Consider the following 16,103-nt stretch of genomic DNA (forward strand, 5'->3'; position numbering starts at 1 on the left):
AGATATATGATTACAACTTATCGAAATTCTCTTTAATTTTTTTAATTTGCAGGGCGTATTTAGTCTCTTTTTAGCATCTCAAAACCGCATCTTCCAGACCCTGAGACCAGGCATTCAACCTTCGAAAACATACATTCAACCCTCTGAGGACAGGCATCCTATCGTGAATAGCAGGTATTCAACCTTCAGGATTTAAAGGAACTCGCGCTACCAGCACTTTATCTATTCGATTGCCGTCCATATCCACAATCTCGTACCGCAGTCCCCCCAGTACGATATGGTCTCCGGTTGCCGGGATTCGCTGCAGGCTGAAAATAATCAACCCGGCTATGGTTCGGTAATATCCCAGTTCCTCCCCTGGAAAGGAATCCACAGACAGGACATCTTTAAGCTTTTCAATTGGTACATCCCCGTCGATAAGCCAGGAGCCATCTTCCCGAACTCTAATCTGCGCCTCTGCAGGCTCGCCCAGAGAACGGACTTCACCCACAATTGCTTCAAGTATATCATGAAGGGTGATCACACCCTGAATGCTCCCGTATTCGTCGGTGATAAGGGCGACATGCACCCCGGTTTCCTTGAACAATTCGAGAAGCTTCAGGACCGAGGCGCTTTCAGGTACAAATAGCGGTTTTGTAACCAGGGCTCTGAGATCAACTGTACCGGTTTCCACAAATTTTTCAAGTACCCTTTTTACGGAGACCATACCGACAATATTGTCCAGATCTCCCTCGTATGCCGGAAAATTGGATCGGCCACTTTCAATCATCTTCCTCAGATTTTCATCGGTCGGATCTTCGAGGTCAAGTGCAACGAGATCAGTGTGATGCGTCATCAGGGAATCAACGCGGCGGTCGCCAATCTCAAGCACACCTTCTATCATGCTCAGTTCAGCCCGCTCAAACACTCCGGCCTCGGTTCCTTCCTGAAGCATAATCTTGATTTCCTCTTCGGTTACCGGAGGCTCGGTAGTCTTCCTGACCTTCATGGCCCTGAGCACAGCCTCGGTGGAATGACTGAGAATGATCACAAACGGCTTTGCAATAACAGAAAGAGAGAACATGGGTTTTGCGACAGCATAGGCTATGGATTCCGCATTGCTGAGTGCAAGCCGTTTAGGAACAAGTTCCCCAAAAATCAGGGTCAGGTAGGTAATAACGAGTACCACAAACGTGATGCTGAGCACACCACTGTACGGGGCCAGAGCAGGGAACTTTCCAAGGTAAACCGCGAGCCCTCCTGCTATCGTAGCTCCCCCGAACGCGCCTGCAAAGATCCCCACAAGAGTAATTCCTATCTGGATCGTCGAGAGAAACGGTGTAGGCTCATTCGCGAGCTTAAGCGCAACAACTGCCCTTGTATCTCCTTCTTCCGCCCGCTGTTTAAGGCGGGTTTTCTTGGCAGAAACAAGGGCAAACTCTGACATGGAAAAGATGCCATTGAGTGCGATCAGAACAAGAACGATTGCGATCTCAAGCAAATATGACATTTTGGAGGTATTGGTTGGATTATAACATAAAGCTATTTATAGTCTTTATGAAAATTTATGATTTTATAAGCGTATAGTCTTATTTACTCGTTTTTCAGTGAGTGTCTAATCTCTCTGAGGTTCTCCCGGCTGCCTGCTGCTCGGAACCTCCCGCCAGAGCTGCGATTTCAAGCCTGGTATCCCTTTCAGTCCCGGATGAGAAAACTTTCCAGCTTTATTCCAGGTACGTTTTTAAAATCCATCGTTTTAAACCTCATCATTTAAAAAATTCTTCCTGGCATGTTCTCATTGACTGCCCTTACCCTCCTGACCAGGGCCGGATGTGTCGAAAGTAAATTGGTTGACCAGATCCAGAATCCTTCAGGAGTTCTTGCGGTTTCAAGATATTCCTCATAATTAACCGCCTTATAAAGATGCTCGCCTGCGGAGAGTACTATAAGCCCTTTTTTGCCTGAAGGAGCAAGCCGGATTGCAATCCTGTCTGAGGTATATTCCCTGGCCCGGCTAAGGGCAGTCCATAAAAGGTTCTTGAGGACAGGCACAAAGGCAATCGGAAAGATTGAGAGGTTGTAGAGCAGGGTCACGTGGCCTGCCTTTATATGAGCCAGCTCATGTGCAACTATGAACTCAAGAGAATCAAAGTCTCCTTCCCGGTACGCGACTTCAACCACATCCGCATAAAAAACCACGTAGTTTCTCCTGAAATAGAGCCGGGTAGCAAATGCATTTATAAGCCCGCCTTCCTGGATCAGGAATGCATCCGGAACTTCTCTGAGGTTCAGCTCAAAAGAAAGGCGTTTTATGATTTCGTAGAGTTCAGGAAATTGCTTTTCCGAAAGCTTGATCGCATTTGCCATCATTCCCCCGTAAGTCTGACCGGAAACAAATGACAAAAAAGCGATCGCTGCCGGCACTACCAGTATATATTCAGGCCCCAGTTCCTCGGGATATAGAATCGGAACCGTCATTAATGTGACATAAATAAAAATACTGATAAGCAAACATACAATAAAAAGAGGTATTTCGGCAGGATGCCTGAGATTCCTTATTTCACTATCCAGCAAGCTATTTGTCCCCCCATTTCTCTGAAAATATCTTTAAATAACCCCATCAAAAATCGCAGTACATTTTAATTTTTTAGCCAATGACTAGACTATACTTTAGATTTTCGACAATATACCTTTTACTGTAAAAGATGATTTTTACTGTTAGTAAGGTGGGAGTCTCCCCCGGGGAAAAGTAAGGTTGTTTATCTAATTTCAGGACAATTACTGGCTTGAGCAAGATGTCAGTCGATCAGATTCCAATCGGTAAGTTTTCTTTCATGACCCGCCTCTCGCAAAAAGCTCTGAGGCTCTATGACCGGAAAGGGCTGCTTGTTCCGGAAGCAAAGGACCCTTTTACGGGATACAGGTACTATACCGTTTCCCAGCTGGAGCAGGGAATGAAAATTAAAACTCTGTGCTTCCTCGGATTCTCACTGGAGGATATCTCCCGGTTTTTCGATGCGGAAAGTAAAGGGGATTTTGGGTACATAGGAGCAGGCTTCAGGAAGAAACTTGAGCAAACCCGGCTGGAAATCGGACAGCTGCAAAAGATCGAAGGGATCTTGCAGGGCGCCTGCAAACATAATGGAAAAGTTGTGGAGTTATTCAAAATGTCTGTTACAGAACCCGTTATTAAAGAAATACCCGAGCTGCGAGTAATAAGCAAACGTGAAAAAGGAACTTTTGCGGTGACTATTGGAAAGCTCATAGGCGAAATCTGTACATGCGTCGGCAGCCCTGAAAACCAGCGAAACCGTGTAAAAGTTACAGGTCCTGTTATGTTTCTCTGCCATGATGAAGAGTACAAAGAAACCGGGGCTGATATTGAAATCGCCCTGCCGGTATCGGGCAGAATTTCAGTAGAAGACCCCAAAATGGAAGTAAAAACCCTGCCTGCTATAAGGGCCGTTTCGGTTGTCTACCGGGGGCCATATCCCGGAGTCGAAGCCGGTTACAACCGGATTTTCTCGTACGCCCGGGAGAACAGGCTGGAAACCCTAAGCCCGAGCAGGGAATTGTATTTCAATGACCCTGCAGACGTTCCTGAAGAAGAGCTTATGACTGAGGTTCAAATTCCGGTAAGGGAGAAATAATTAATTCGCTGCTCCAGCTCTCCGGAGCGGTTCTCTTTTTTACCAGAAACTTGACTACGGCACATTTTACCATTTTGTGCTACTTTAGGATTTAGTTTAAAAAATGAATATTAAAGTAAAAATCAGCTGATAGTCGAATAATGTTGATCAAGATCACAAAAAGTTACTTTCAGATTTTCCTGATTTGAAAAACATATTATAAGTACGTTGAAAGACAAAATAATATTTTTGATAAGAAAAGGACTGGCTTCCATAAGGTGTATGAAGTTATGGAATCAATATGCGGGTATACCTAATATATTTGATTCAGGGCAATACGTTACTCCAGTTCATTTCACATATGTCTAACAGATCATGTTTTGTTTACTCTTTTTCGAGATCAAGAAGTATGTTAAAAAAATAAATTTATTATATATATTTATACTTACTCGTCAATAAACTTCAAAGCTTTTATTATTATAGTATTCTTAATTATATTTCTTTAATTATTATATCGTATAAATAGAATCTTTTCCTGATACAATTTTGAAAGCCTTTCGATGGTTATACTGATTGCATAAAGATCTGGAAATAGTCTTTAAAATTTAGTGTGGGCGATGAATTTGTAAGAAATATTTACACAGCAGATCTATTGGACGGGAACAGGTCAAATAACCAGGTCAAAATTGTATCAAACTTAGCAAAGTCTGGAGTGTGTAATAAATGGGGAAACAAAAATTTGACAGAATAAAAAAGATATTAAGTGCTTTCGCGGTACTTTTTTTTCTAATATCAGTGACGGCTGTATCAGTAATAGCACAGAATGGAGAAACATTATTACCAACAGCACCGGGAGCTAATGAAACAGAAACAGAGCCAGTAGTTCCGGAGCCTACTGAAACAGAGCCAGTAGTGCCAGAGCCTACTGTAACAGAACCAGAGCCTACTGTAACAGAACCAGAGCCTACTGTAACAGAACCAGAGCCTACTGTAACAGAACCGGAGCCTACTGTAACAGAACCAGAGCCTACTGTAACAGAACCAGAGCCTACTGTAACAGTATCAGGGGATAATATAACAGTACCAGATGAGAACATAACAGTACCAGAGAATTTATCGGTACCAGAAATCATATCACCAGCAATCGAAACTAACGGTACTGTCAGTATAATTAACGAAGACACAAATACTACAACCAATTTGAGTGTAGGCCCCAGTACTGGAGGAGTTGCAGTCAGTCCAAGTGGAACAAAGGCGTATGTGACTAACATTAACAACAATACTGTATCTGTAATTAACACAGTAAACAACAATGTTGAAGCCACAATCAATGTTGGAGATTATCCTGCTGGAATTGCATTTGCAGGGACAAATGCGTATGTAACCAATGTTAACAGCAACACTGTCACTGTAATTAACACGATAAACAACAATGTTATAGGCACAATTAATGTTGGAGAATATCCTACCGGAATTGCAGTCGCAGGAACAAATGCATATGTGACCAATGTTAACAGCAACACTGTCACTGTAATTAACACGATAAACAACAATATTATAGGCACAATTAATGTTGGGAAAAATCCTGCTGGAATTGCAGTTGCAGGAACAAATGCGTATGTGACTAATGCTAACAGCAACACTGTCAATGTAATTAACACGATAAATAACAATGTTATAGGCACAATTAATGTTGGAGAATATCCTACCGGAATTGCAGTCGCGGGAACAAATGCATATGTTTGTAACGCCAACAGTAATACTGTTACTGTAATTAATACAATAAACAACAATATTATAGGCACAATTGACGTTGGAGAATATCCTGCCAGTATTGCAGTCATAGGAAACGAAGCACATGTAACAAACCTTAACAGCAATACTATCACTGTAATTAACACGATAAACAACAACGTTATAGCCACAACGCCTGCAAAGAGCCTTCCTGTTCCATCCGGACATTGTATGTGTCCTATTCCGGTACCAAAGCCACCATGTCCTACGTGTCCATGTCCTACTTGTCCTGTAGTACCAAAATGTCCTACTGCAAACTTCAGCAGCAAGCCCATTTATGCGGTGAAATTTACGGACCTGTCAAAAGATGCGACTAAATGGTACTGGACCTTTGGAGACGGGACAAATTCAAGTGACAGGAACCCTCTACATGTATACAAGAAACCTGGGAGCTATAGAGTTAACCTGACAGTGAGCAATAAAAACTGTACGGATTTAAAATCTTCTATAGTCAATGTCTGTACCTGTCCCAAGGTACCACCAGCAAATAATACACAAGCACCACCAAAAAGTAGTACACCAATATACTGAAAGTAACTAGAGCTCACCAGAGCCCACAAAAAGAACTCTACTAAGGTTCAGTTGGAAAAGAATCTCATAATGCTCCGGTTTTTGGAGCATTTACTTTTTTTCTCCAAAAATATGACTGTATTATATGCAGGAGGGTCAGGCTGGATTCTCTTGTATTCCCTGTAACCTTCAGGCAAATCAAGCAAAGAATCCCGATTTACCAGTTTCATTAAGCCTTTCTCGTAGATCCTGTAAGAAATCCTGCATCCTGCAGGTATTACCTCTAATAAGTGATCGAGAATTTCCCTTTTAGGTTCAGCCTGGGCAGCTATCATGAGAGCCCTTGCCCCGGTGTCAGGACCTGTGAAATCAACTGGGTTCATAGAAAGATGATTCCCGTTAATTATGGTAATATATTCCGAAAGCCCCAGCTTATCAAGCACTTCTATTGAAAGCTGTGCCCTTGCAGGGTCCTGCTCTATCCCTGTACCCCTTACCCCGTGGCACCTGAAAAAGACAATAAGGGTCAGGGGAAGAGGCCCGCTCCCGAGAAAAAAGACCCTGTCCCCGGATTTTAATCCGAAACCTTCGTATTCTGTCCGGACCAGCCTGAGATAATTTTTGTAAAAAGGAAATTCCTCAAGTACATTCCAGGGCGATTGGCTTGCAAGGATTTCACTTGAGTATATGGCTTCCAGCCTCACTGTATATAAATTCCTGAACCGGTTCATGTGAGCAAAAGCCGGTTCAAGCTCCTGTTTACCCAGGAGGATAGAAATTACATCGTTCTCTAAATCCCGGGTAATTAAAGCATCCAGTTTCAGGAACAATTTTTCGGCCCGGTCTGAAGAGCAGGAGAGAATCTCTTCCTCAGACAGCTCCCTTATTTCCTGATACAAACCGAACATTTCTTCGAGAATAACTTCTGAAAGCTCCAGGCTCTCACTAACCGCACTGACCATACCAATCTCCGAAGAGTATTATGGCGCACCTGAATATATTCCTGTTGAGAATTGCCCGGAGCCTGAAATCCAGGAGGCTGATATTTACATATTTACTCAGGCAGTAGAAAAGAAAAGTCAAATAAAAGCACGGTAGATGTATCAAAATCCAGTTATCAAAATCCACTGAAGTCGCGGATTTATTCGAAAATCCGTTTCAGGTCTTCAATAGACAGAGAAACATCAAAAGCTTTTAGCTTGAAAAATTTCTTGGCCCGCATATCATCATCTTCAAGCCTGAGATCACTTTCAACAAACCCGGCTTTTTCCAGGCGTTTTAAATGAAGGTTTACTACCTGCCTTGAGAGGTCCAGATCCTTGGCGAGTTCATATACATACCTCTCCCTCTCGGCCAGCAGGTAGAGCAGTTTTAGCCTTACAGGATGAGAGAGGGCTTCGCCGATCTCCACTATTTGTTGAAGTGATTTTGCCATACGGAATGTCCTCACGTATTTCTGGTTTCACCTGATCTGGAAGATTCCCAGAGCCTGCGGCAGGCATAAAACTTTAGATTTCTTCCAGCTTGGATTTTATTTCTTCTACCGTTTTTTTGATTTCTTCGATATCTTTTTCCATTTTCACAATTCGCTCATTATCCCTTGGAGCTGCGTACCCGGACCTGTTCAGCATCACTACTACAGCACCCACTATAAGAAGGATAAGTAGAAGATTCAGGAGAAATCCCCAGAAAGAGCCAATCATGCCGTATCCCATACCATTCAAGCTTTCCACCTCGAAAAAAACAGGTTTTCTTGATATTATCCGCTTTCCTTATTCCATCGACTTTTTCCTCAGATATTGTTAACCATAAATATAAAAGAATATCCGGTAGAGAGGTAACTGCGGATATAAAACACCCGATAAAGATGTTTTGATAAAAGGGTAATAAACTGGAGATTTAACCTGCAGTCTGGAAATTTAACCTGAGGAAATAAATAAAAAGATGGTTTTAAGGGATGGATTCAGCATTCAACCGGTAATCATTGCTCTCAATAGGCATATGCCCTGCAATAGCCCTGACCCCTGCCGTGCCTGCCGCCTGCCTGTGCTCCTGCGCAAGCAGGGTAATCGGTAAACACTTTACCGCTGACAGCATCAATTCTTGCCTGACTGTAAACCCCATCCCCATCCTCATAGGAAACAATCCACCAGCGACGCATCTGAGAAATGTCCTCTTTGGAGACATCGCTATCGATTTCTTTCCTCGCGATTTCGAGTGCTTCATCTACAGTTTCAACCTCAAGTTCAGCTGTATTACTTGAGTTGAAATAAGGGCAATAGGAGAAATTTCCTTCACGTGGGCCCATACCCGTGCCTCTTGCAGCCCACCTGTGCATTGACCCAAATCCGTAGTTCGCCCCTGCATTATCCGAAGCAACTGCACTGACGACCGCTGCCCCGGAAGCACCTATAAGCAGTATTCCCAGGAGAATTGCTATTATCGCTTTTCTCATACCTTGCACCTTCACGCCTATTTTTTACTTTGTTTACGCCTGTAATCAAACGTAATCGAATGTATCAATTATAACGACTGTAAAAGCCGGTTACCACACCATATGTAGCATTTATACTACATATGTAGTTTGTGTGAAGATATATAATTTATGGCAGGTACTGCTAGCTTTCACGAAAATTTAACGGTACTTCTCATTTGCCCACCCTACAAGCGGAGGGATCCAGCACAGGTTTGCAGCAATAGTTTCAAGGGCTGTAAAGGTCTGGGTTGTCGGGCTGAAGCCAAGAATCCTGGCTCCAAGCAGCCCTAGAGGGACAAGCGTAATCACAAAGAGGCTTGCCAGCATAACAGGATGGCGAATATACTGCCTGATGCCTGCTTTCCAGGACCCCTCTTTGCGCTGCAGGAAAAGCAGGCCTGAAATATTAGCTCCGATCTGGTCACTCAGGGCATAAAAGTAAGGGATATAGAAACCCTCAACTCCGTAGACATCTACTCCGACTATCCGGCTGATGAGATCGATTATCCAGGGAATGGAAATTCCGAAAAATTTGCCCCAGCCATAAGCTTCTGCCATACTCCCTTCAGCTCGACTGAGGCGCTTCCGTATCGAAAAAATTCCTTCAAAGATGCTTTCTCCTTCACCTGCAAGCGTCCGGACAAACCACTGCCCTAAAGGGCTTCGCTGCAATCCCTGAGAGTCCAGAAAAATTCCTGCCAGAAGCCCTAAAAGGTAACCTGGCACAGTATACCGGATCAATTCTGAAAACTCTTCCCCTTTTTCAGGGGATTCTGCTTCAGAGAACGCTTCTTTTTCAGTATCCATTTTTTCCCTCGAATCCTGATATCTAAACGGTATAATTTATAGAAGATCTGAGTTTAAAACAGGCAGTACGGGAAACAAATATAAGCCGGCTTGCCAGATAATATATTGGAGAGCATATGAAAATTTTAGAGTGCAGCACCATTGATATTGCGCCTACAATCTCGAGACTGTTGAAAATCCCTATGGTTCCGCCTGCTGGCAAGCCAATTCAGGAAGTAGAGCGCTACGCAAAGGAAAGAGGCTGCAAGCGAGCAGTAATTATTGTGGTAGATAGTCTTGGATACTCTCTTTACAAATATTTTTCTCCATTAATGAAAAATTTGAGTAAAATTGCCGAAAAAGGGCTCCTGTTCAGGTGCAGGTCTCCGGCAACCATAACATCCCCTGCTATTGCATCAATCTTTACAGGATACCTGCCGGAAGAGCATAATATTTACTCGACAGCGGACATTTATACCGAAAGGGCAAAAGATTCGGAAAACCCGAGACTGAAAAGCGTGATGGAATGGGCTTACAGGGCAGGCATGAAAGCGTCTGCGGTTATAGAGTCCGAGGGTGCGGAAAGTTTCAGGGGAAGGATAAAGGACTTTTATGGAGTTCCGAATTCCGAAGATATCCTGGATTATGACCTTCAAATCACGAATTATGCGGTACTTGCCCTTAAGGAAAAGCCCGATGTCCTGGCAGTTCATCTCAGGGCACTTGACCGTTTTTCCCACAGGGCAGAAAGCTGGGACGAACTTAAAAAGGCTGCAAAAGCCATCGATGAAAATCTTGGTGAGATTTACCGGAACGCGGAAAAAGGAACGATTTTCTTTATCTGCGGAGATCATGCAATCCACGGCGGAAAAAAATGGTTAAAGAGTGCGGAAGGAGAAGCTATCAAAAACCACAGGCAAAACCTTGTGGCTCTTATCGTTGCCTGTAAGCAAGAAGCTTAAATTTTTTCAATAGATTCCGGAAGCTCTTATCCTGAAACCATTATCGTTTTTTTATTTTGAGTCTGAAAACACTACTACCAGGATTCAGGGCTTCTGAAACTAATACTTTTCAGCTTGAATACGTGGATAATAAAATTTCCTGTAAAATTCGATCTATCAAAACTTTTGCTCGACTTCAAGAATCTTACCGAAACACCTGATTGTCCGGCTGGTATTCTTATGCAAAATTCCGGTACCTCCTGCTTCCTCCCATTCGCGGATGTTTTCGGAGTTATCATCAATAAGTACCCTTGAAACCCCTGATTGTAAGGCTTTTTCCGGGCGGTAACAGAGAATTGCAGTTTCTGCGTAAGAGGACCCCAGTTCTTTCCTGAGCCATTTGATTTTTCCCTCTCTAGCATTGGTTAAGGCTTTTTTTCTCTCAGGGCCGGGGAGTGCAGAAAGGATTGTCGGACAGAGGCCCGAATTTCTAAGAAATCCATGCAGTTCCCTCCCTCCGGGCATCCAGGACATCTCCGACCAGAACTCGATTCCCGCAAATGTAATTTTTTTCCAGAAAAGTTCTCTATCGTTGCTGTACCAGAACATCATATCGTCACCCAGTTTTTCACAGGCGCCGGTAAAATCCGTAAGGACTCCATCCATATCGAGAAATAGTTTTATTTCTTCGACAGGCCCGAGAGAAAAAGAGATATCAGGCGAATGGCTGGAGAGAGTTCTTTGAAAGCTTACCGGATTATTCTGGATAGAATTGTATGGATTGAAAGAAACAGGCATAATAAACTTCCCTTAATTGCTCTGGCGGCAAATGACTTCCCATTAATCATTAAGGTATCATAATAAAAAAAAGTACTCATAGTAAAAAAATTAGTATGGTGTATGAAGTGAGAGGGAAGGAGAAGAAAGGAGAAAAAGAATAAAGGAAAGAGCCAAAGAAAAAGAATAAAGGAAAAAAGAGAGAAAAGAATTAAGTTAAAATCAGTCCTCCTGAATAATCACCACGGTCTTTGCAACGATATCGTGAAAGGCCTGCTTTTTTGAAGTAAAAAAGATCAAGAGAAATCCTGTAAAGAAGGGAATTGCAGCGAGAATTTTCATAACAAAGCGCTTTGTTGCCTGCATAAAGGAAATTCTGTTTCCTTTAAGGTCAGTAACAATGAGGTTCATAGCTTGCTTGCCCACTGTCCCCCTTCGAGTAGAACTCTCCTGGAAGGCAAAATAAATCCACATCGTTAGAAAGAACAGAACGTAGAAAAAGGTCTCATCCAGGGTTTCTGCGATTAACTGGACAAACACAAAAAGCAGAGTGATTACAAAAATATCGATTATCGAGGCTATAAACCTCCTGAAAAAGCCGGAGTATTGTTGCGTTCTGTTCCCTCCAAGTTATTTTATACATAGACAGTGCTGAATAATAAAACTAACTCTATAAACCAAATAGAAGAATTTAAATCCCAATTCCCGAAACTGAATATCAGCTCAATCAACCGTAAAAGATCTCAGTTATTCTGCCCCGAAGGTGATCAGTCTGGAAGAAGCCGGCAGATTGTTCAGGATTTTCTAAGAGCGTGTCTTAAAATTATCCTTATCCTCTTTAGTTCTTGATATTAGCCATTCTTTTTACCATTATTCTGATCATAGCAGCATAAATTAATGCTTGGCTTGATTCTGTCAATCCTTCGTAATCTTTACTCAAACGTCTATATCGACCCAACCATCCAAATGTCCGTTCTACTACCCATCTATGGGGAAGTACTTTAAACCCCTTGACATCATCGCTACGCTTCACTATTTCCAGCACCCAGCCACATGTTATTTTGACCCAATCAATCAGTTGACCAGAATAACCAGCATCAGCCCAAATAAGTTTCAATCGAGAAAATTTTCCCTAAACTTTTTCCAGAACAAGTTTAGCCCCATCTCTATCCTGAATATTTGCTGCATGAACTATAACCATCAACAGTAGCCCTGTTGTATCCACCAGAATGTGGCGCTTTCTCCCTTTTACTTTCTTTCCAGCGTCATAACCTCGTATCCCAGGTGTTTCTGTAGTTTTAACTGACTGGCTATCTAAAATTGCAGCACTAGGCTCAGGTTCTCTGCCATTTGCGATTCTTAGTTCCGTTCTCAGTACAGTATTGATATATTCCCAAATTCCTTTAAGCCGCCAAAGGCGGAAATAATGGTAAACAGTTTTCCATGGTGGAAATTCGTGCGGTAACATTCGCCAGGAACAACCAGAACGTATCAAATAGAAGATGGCATTCAATATTTCCCGATATGAATAAACGCGTTTTCGACCGCGATTACTTCGGAGATTCGGGATATGAGGCTTAATTACTTCCCATTCTTTATCGGATAAATCACTGGGATAAGGAAGTCTTCTAGACCGTTTTGACATTAACAAACAATCAGGTTACAAGGATTATTTAATTTTAAGACAGCCTCTAAGAAATCCTGATTCTTACATACTGTAATCTGACCGGACCGGTTCTTATTGAGACCGGACCTCTCAACTATACCTTCTGCTGGCAATTTGTCTAGGAATTTGATCCGGTTTCTGAAAAAGATATTTCCTTAATTGATGCGGCGAGAGCGACGGTTACAATTGCAGGCTATGAGGTTACCGAGTCCGCTTATGTACAGGGCGGCAGGCATAACCTGTAGTCGAATGCAAAATTATTGATCAATGCCAGACGAAAAAGATATTCAAGTGTAAAATTACGGATCAATGCCAGACGAAAAAAACATTGATGGCACAGAATATGGAATTCGAACAATTTTGTGAAGACATGTTCTTGAAAAACAGCAGATAATAAAAGAGAAGGTTAGAATGAGAGATTTACATTCTCGCCCGGAAGATTCCTACCTTCGAATCTGCCACTTTCCGCTTTCATTTTTTCTTTGAGATAGGGCTTTCGATCTTCTCTACCAGTTTCTTTACATCGGTCTTGAGCTCGGAGGCAAGTTTTTTTGCACTGTCGCCTGATGTATCGACGAGTCTTTCAACCCTGCCAGTGATGCTCTTTACTTCATCCTTTACGTCGATCGATTTTATTTCTTCCGAGAGAGATTTTATTTCTGAGTTTATACTCTTTGCAAGTTTAGAGGCTTCACCCCCTGTCTTCTTTGCAAGAGTATCGATATCGTTCCCAAGCTTTCCAACTTTTTCCTGAATTTTGGAACTCTTTTTTCCCGTTTCTGTTCCTTTACTTTCATTTTCAATTGTTTGTGCCATATAAACCCCTTTATATATTTAATAAAGATAATGGATTTTTCTTAGATAAAGAGCCTGTTTTTTTAGATATTTACTATTGACTTTAGGAATTATAAAATTATCCTTAAAAGTTAAGGCCTGAATTGCTTAAAATATAATTTTGTAATAAAAGGGCGAGATACAATATGAATTTATAGAGTCTGATGCCTGAAAATATAGAAGATACATCCAAAAAATAGAATGAATATCCAAAATATAAAAGAGGATTATACTGAGATTAAGCTTGATTTCAAGCTGTGAGCTTTAAAGCCCTCAACTGTCAAAGCCGGGTTTGAAAAAATACTGCTGTGTTAAAAACGAATTATTGTTACGCTACAAGCTTATAAAGTATAAATTAAAATAGTATGCTTGTAAAAAGTAAGGCAACTTAACTGATTAAAAGAGTTTATGGAAAACTCCGGCAGGAAAGATATAAGAGCCTGATCAGGATATCGTATTCAGGAAAAATCAGCTTTCTGCGATAGAGTAAGCCATTGAAGGCTATAGAGGAGATATGCAGACCTTAGTTATATGCATAGACAGAGACAACGATCTGGGCGAAAAAGCAAAACTCGAAACCCCAATAGTGGGACGGGAGGCAAATGTTCAGGCTGCCGTCGCACTTGGGATCGCAGATCCGGAAGACTCTGATACCAATACTATTTTCGGCGGAATCAGGATTCTTGATGAATTGCGGGCAAAAGGAGCCGATGCTGAGATAGTTTCTTTTGCAGGAGACAAAAACGTCGGAGTGATCTCAGACCAGAAAATTGCCGACCAGCTCGAAACTTTCCTCAATATGAATAATGTGCAGAGAGCAATCTTTGTCTCGGATGGGGCAGAGGACGAAACGCTTGTGCCTATTGTCCAATCCCGTATGAAAATTGACTCCGTAAAAAGAATCGTAGTAATGCAAAGCGAAAACCTGGAAAGTACATATTACATTCTGAAACATGTCTTCAGCGACCCGAAGATCTCACAGACTTTCTTTGTACCTTTGGGGCTTGCCTTTCTAATTTATGCAATATTCCTGCTTGCCCGCTATCCCGAAGGTGCAGTTGTGGGAATTCTCGCAGCTGTAGGGCTTTACATGTTATACAGGGGCTTTGGGCTGGATGACCTTGTCGCCCTTGAAAAAGAAAGGCTCTGGGATGCTTTCCTGGAACAGAGGATGGTTTTTATCAGCTATACGGCTGCCCTGCTTACTACCCTTGTAGCAACCGCATACGGAGCTATGGAAGTATGGAAACTTTATTCGGGAGAAGGGGTCTGGTATCACGGAACCCTTACGCTTGTGTCGGTATTTATCAATGCTTCAGTCTGGTGGTATGCAGGAGCCCTGCTGCTTGCGGATCTTGGAAAAATCTTCGATCTACGGATGGAAGACAAACCCATTTATAAAAATGTCGCGATTTCCCTGTTTGTGATCGCAACCGGGCTGCTCTTCTGGGGCGCAAGCACATATATTTTAGCGACAGCTTCCCTTTCGGAAGGCATTACTAATAATGCAGCCCTTGCCCTCCAGTACTTTGTGTATTCGGTCACGGTTGCAATCCTGATCGCCCTTGCAGGCATAAAATACAGCGTATCAAACCAGGCTTCCGAAAACGGAGATCGAGAAAGGGGTAGAAGAAAGAAAAAACTCGCCTGACCGCAGGTTGATTGCCAGAGAATTAAGGTACGGTAAGTCCCGGGCGAAATCAAAAAAAGGGTAGCAGTAAAACCACCAGGGGGATAAAAATGGAAAAAGCAACTGAAAACGTCGAAATTGCAGTGCTGGGTGGCGTCGGTTTTAATTCGTACCAGGAATTCGAAAGCCAGCCAGTACATACTCCCTATGGAGGAGTTACCGCTTACCTCACTACTATAAGAGGAAAAAGAGTCGCAGTAATCCCGAGGCACGCAGGAGAAAACCATATCCCACCGCACAGGATTAATTACAGGGCCAATATCTGGGCCGTATATGCCATCGGAGCAAAGCGTGTAATCTCCACAAATTCTGTAGGATCAATGCGAGGGCATCCGGTGGGCAGTTTTATAGTGCTTGACGATTTCATAGATTTTACGCGGAACAGACCATCTACCTTTTATGACGACAGGACGGTACATGTCGATGTTTCTGAGCCTTACTGCCCCGAAATCAGGACAGCCCTTAGAGGTGCCCTGGAAAAGCAGGGGCTCTCCTATACCGAAGGAATTTATGCCTGCACGGAAGGCCCGCGTTTTGAAACCAGAGCCGAAATCCGCATGATGAGCCAGTTTGCAGACGTTGTGGGCATGACCGGTGTGCCTGAAGTAATCCTTGCAAAAGAACTCAGCCTCTGTTACGCTTCTCTTGCCATTATCACAAATCAGGCCTGCGGAATGACCACACAGAAACTGACAGCCGATGAAGTTACTGAGGTCGTGGGAAAAGCCCAGGATGCAATCTTTGAAATTATTTCGGTTACGATAGAAAACCTCCGGGAAATCCGAAACTGCAGATGCAGGTTTGCAAGGGAAGGGGCCTGCTTATAAAACTACAATCTTTTTAACAAAAAGGTTGAACAAAAAGAAAAAGCAAAGGAAGGAGCCGGTCTATAAAATCTTTTTTTAAAGAGATGGCAGAAAAACAGCGTCTATATAAATCATATTAATATAAATAGAGCCCCTGATATGGGATTTTCTTTAGATATTTCCTTTAGTGTTTTCATTTAATACTTCCGTTACTT

General features: G+C 42.5%; 14 protein-coding genes and 2 pseudogenes. 5 read left to right on the top strand and 11 right to left on the bottom strand.

Annotated features, from left to right (window positions below):
* Positions 1-178: 178 nt before the first annotated feature.
* Complete coding sequence (locus tag ACPK8D_RS05590; RefSeq protein ID WP_424716861.1) at positions 179-1,489, bottom strand: hemolysin family protein; 1,311 nt, start codon at positions 1,487-1,489, stop codon at positions 179-181.
* 260 nt (positions 1,490-1,749) lie between these two features.
* A complete protein-coding gene (locus tag ACPK8D_RS05595; protein WP_424716862.1) occupies positions 1,750-2,553 on the bottom strand; it encodes a M48 family metallopeptidase in 804 nt (267 codons plus the stop codon).
* Between the two features lie 221 nt (positions 2,554-2,774).
* On the opposite strand from ACPK8D_RS05595, the gene ACPK8D_RS05600 reads away from it, so the two are divergent.
* Together ACPK8D_RS05600 and ACPK8D_RS05605 are read left to right on the top strand one after the other, a co-directional pair.
* Positions 2,775-3,629, top strand: coding sequence for a MerR family transcriptional regulator (locus ACPK8D_RS05600; RefSeq protein WP_424716913.1), 855 nt, complete (start codon positions 2,775-2,777; stop codon positions 3,627-3,629).
* A 702-nt stretch (positions 3,630-4,331) separates the two neighbouring features.
* Positions 4,332-5,933, top strand: coding sequence for a PKD domain-containing protein (locus tag ACPK8D_RS05605; protein ID WP_424716863.1), 1,602 nt, complete (start codon positions 4,332-4,334; stop codon positions 5,931-5,933).
* Positions 5,934-5,980: 47 nt separating this feature from the next.
* Here the strand turns inward: ACPK8D_RS05605 and ACPK8D_RS05610 are convergent, their stop codons facing one another.
* From ACPK8D_RS05610 to ACPK8D_RS05630, 5 genes are all read right to left on the bottom strand, one after another.
* Entirely contained in the window at positions 5,981-6,874 is an 894-nt protein-coding gene (locus ACPK8D_RS05610) for a nicotianamine synthase family protein (RefSeq protein ID WP_424716864.1), read from the bottom strand.
* Positions 6,875-7,053: 179 nt separating this feature from the next.
* Positions 7,054-7,347: an ArsR/SmtB family transcription factor gene (locus ACPK8D_RS05615; protein WP_424716865.1), complete on the bottom strand. Its 294-nt coding sequence runs from the start codon at positions 7,345-7,347 to the stop codon at positions 7,054-7,056.
* Between the two features lie 73 nt (positions 7,348-7,420).
* Positions 7,421-7,636: a hypothetical protein gene (locus ACPK8D_RS05620; RefSeq protein ID WP_424716914.1), complete on the bottom strand. Its 216-nt coding sequence runs from the start codon at positions 7,634-7,636 to the stop codon at positions 7,421-7,423.
* Between the two features lie 266 nt (positions 7,637-7,902).
* Positions 7,903-8,367 (bottom strand): hypothetical protein, encoded by a 465-nt coding sequence (locus ACPK8D_RS05625; RefSeq protein WP_424716866.1) that lies wholly within the window; start codon positions 8,365-8,367, stop codon positions 7,903-7,905.
* A 180-nt stretch (positions 8,368-8,547) separates the two neighbouring features.
* Positions 8,548-9,195, bottom strand: a complete 648-nt coding sequence (locus ACPK8D_RS05630; RefSeq protein ID WP_424716867.1) for a hypothetical protein — start codon at positions 9,193-9,195, stop codon at positions 8,548-8,550.
* A gap of 116 nt (positions 9,196-9,311) precedes the next feature.
* Between ACPK8D_RS05630 and ACPK8D_RS05635 the strand changes: the two genes are divergently transcribed.
* A complete protein-coding gene (locus ACPK8D_RS05635) occupies positions 9,312-10,136 on the top strand; it encodes an alkaline phosphatase family protein (RefSeq protein ID WP_424716868.1) in 825 nt (274 codons plus the stop codon).
* A gap of 156 nt (positions 10,137-10,292) precedes the next feature.
* On the opposite strand, the gene ACPK8D_RS05640 is transcribed toward ACPK8D_RS05635, so the two are convergent.
* The 4 genes and pseudogenes from ACPK8D_RS05640 to ACPK8D_RS05655 all read right to left on the bottom strand — a co-directional run bounded on the left by ACPK8D_RS05640 (position 10,293) and on the right by ACPK8D_RS05655 (position 13,374).
* Entirely contained in the window at positions 10,293-10,913 is a 621-nt protein-coding gene (locus ACPK8D_RS05640; protein WP_424716869.1) for a hypothetical protein, read from the bottom strand.
* 201 nt (positions 10,914-11,114) lie between these two features.
* A pseudogene (locus ACPK8D_RS05645) lies at positions 11,115-11,486 on the bottom strand (RDD family protein); the annotation flags it as partial.
* Positions 11,487-11,730: 244 nt separating this feature from the next.
* A pseudogene (locus ACPK8D_RS05650) lies at positions 11,731-12,537 on the bottom strand (IS5 family transposase).
* A 492-nt stretch (positions 12,538-13,029) separates the two neighbouring features.
* Positions 13,030-13,374 carry a hypothetical protein gene (locus ACPK8D_RS05655; protein WP_424716870.1) on the bottom strand — a complete coding sequence of 115 codons (345 nt, stop codon included), beginning with the start codon at positions 13,372-13,374 and terminating at the stop codon, positions 13,030-13,032.
* A 532-nt stretch (positions 13,375-13,906) separates the two neighbouring features.
* Between ACPK8D_RS05655 and ACPK8D_RS05660 the strand changes: the two genes are divergently transcribed.
* Positions 13,907-15,043: a DUF373 family protein gene (locus ACPK8D_RS05660; protein ID WP_424716871.1), complete on the top strand. Its 1,137-nt coding sequence runs from the start codon at positions 13,907-13,909 to the stop codon at positions 15,041-15,043.
* A gap of 89 nt (positions 15,044-15,132) precedes the next feature.
* A complete protein-coding gene (gene mtnP, locus ACPK8D_RS05665; protein WP_424716872.1) occupies positions 15,133-15,909 on the top strand; it encodes an S-methyl-5'-thioadenosine phosphorylase in 777 nt (258 codons plus the stop codon).
* Positions 15,910-16,103 lie beyond the last annotated feature (194 nt).

It is taken from the genome of Methanosarcina sp. (assembly GCF_049706645.1).
In the GTDB taxonomy this organism is placed as follows: Archaea; Halobacteriota; Methanosarcinia; order Methanosarcinales; family Methanosarcinaceae; genus Methanosarcina.